General features: G+C 67.6%; 1 protein-coding gene. It reads left to right on the forward strand.

Features of this window, described 5'->3' with window-relative positions:
* A partial coding sequence (locus SM757_RS34760; RefSeq protein WP_322468829.1) for a beta strand repeat-containing protein occupies positions 1-1,714 on the forward strand: 1,714 nt, incomplete at both ends.

Below are 1,714 nucleotides of genomic sequence, written 5' to 3' on the forward strand. Positions count from 1 at the left end.
GTTCACGCTCAAGGGCTTCTCGGCCGACATCGCGAACTTCGTGTCGCTGTCCGGCGACCTGGGTTTTGCCAAGACGGGCACGGACATCGTGGCCGTGGGCTCCAACGTGACGGCTGCGCTGAGCGCGGGCACGTCCGCGTCGCTGCGCTTGAGCAGCGCCAGCTTCGGCTTGCGCTCGGGTGCCGCGGGCACCACGGCGTTTGAACTGGCCAACGGTACGCTGACGGCCAGCGTCGACGGCCTGGGCAACCTCAAGGCCACCTCGGTGGCCGTGCAGTACACGGGCACCGCCGGTGCGGTGACTGCTGGGACCAAGGTGAGCGTCGGCAGCCAGAGCTACACGTTCAGCCAAGCCATCGCCGCCAACACGGTGGCCTTCAGCCTCAAGGGCTTCAGCGCCGACATCGCCAACTTCGTGTCGTTGTCTGGCGACCTGGGCTTCGCCAAGACCGGCACGGACATCGTGGCCGTGGGCTCCAACGTGACGGCTGCGCTGAGCGCCGGTACGTCGGCTTCGCTGCGCCTGAGCAATGCCAGCTTCGGCCTGCGCTCGGGTGCCGCGGGCACCACAGCATTCGAGCTGGCCAACGGCACGCTGACGGCCACTGTCGACGGCCTGGGCAACCTCAAGGCCACCTCGGTGGCCGTGCAATACACGGGCACCGCTGGTGCGGTGACGGCCGGCACGAAGGTGAGCGTTGGCAGCCAGAGCTACACGTTCAGCCAGGCCATCGCCGCCAACACGGTGGCGTTCACGCTCAAGGGCTTCAGCGCCGACATCACCAACTTCGTGTCGCTGTCTGGTGACCTGGGCTTTGCCAAGACCGGCACGGACATCGTGGCCGTGGGCAGCAATGTGACGGCCGCGCTGAGCGCGGGCACGTCCGCCTCGCTGCGGCTGAGCAACGCCAGCTTCGGCCTGCGTTCGGGAGCGGCCGGCACCACGGTGTTCGAGCTGGCCAACGGCACGCTGACGGCCAGCGTCGACGGCCTGGGCAACCTCAAGGCCACGTCGGTAGCTGTGCGGTACACGGGGGCCAGTGCGTCCGTGACAGCCGGCACCAAGCTGAGCGTTGGCAGCCAAAGCTACACGTTCAGCCAGGCCATCGCTGCCAACACGGTGGCGTTCACGCTCAAAGGCTTCTCGGCCGATATCGCCAACTTCGTGTCGCTGTCCGGTGACCTGGGCTTCGCCAAGACCGGTACGGACATCGTGGCCGTGGGCGCCAACGTGACGGCCGCGCTGAGCGCCGGTACGTCCGCTTCGCTGCGGCTGAGCAATGCCAGCTTCGGCCTGCGTTCCGGTGCTGCAGGCACCACGGCGTTTGAACTGGCCAATGGCACGCTGACAGCCAGCGTTGACGGCCTGGGCAACCTCAAGGCCACGTCTGTGGCCGTGCAGTACACGGGTACCGCTGGTGCGGTGACCGTTGGCAGCAAGGTCAGCGTCGGCAGCCAGAGCTACACGTTCAGCCAGGCCATCGCCGCGAACACGGTGGCGTTCACGCTCAAGGGCTTCTCGGCCGACATCGCGAACTTCGTGTCGCTGTCCGGCGACCTGGGCTTTGCCAAGACGGGCACCGACATCGTGGCCGTGGGCAGCAATGTGACGGCTGCGCTGAGCGCGGGCACGTCCGCTTCGCTGCGGCTGAGCAATGCCAGCTTCGGCCTGCGCTCGGGTGCTACGGGCACCACGGCGTTCGAGCTGGCCAAT

This window comes from Azohydromonas lata, assembly GCF_034427735.1.
Lineage (GTDB): Bacteria > Pseudomonadota > Gammaproteobacteria > Burkholderiales > Burkholderiaceae_C > Azohydromonas > Azohydromonas lata.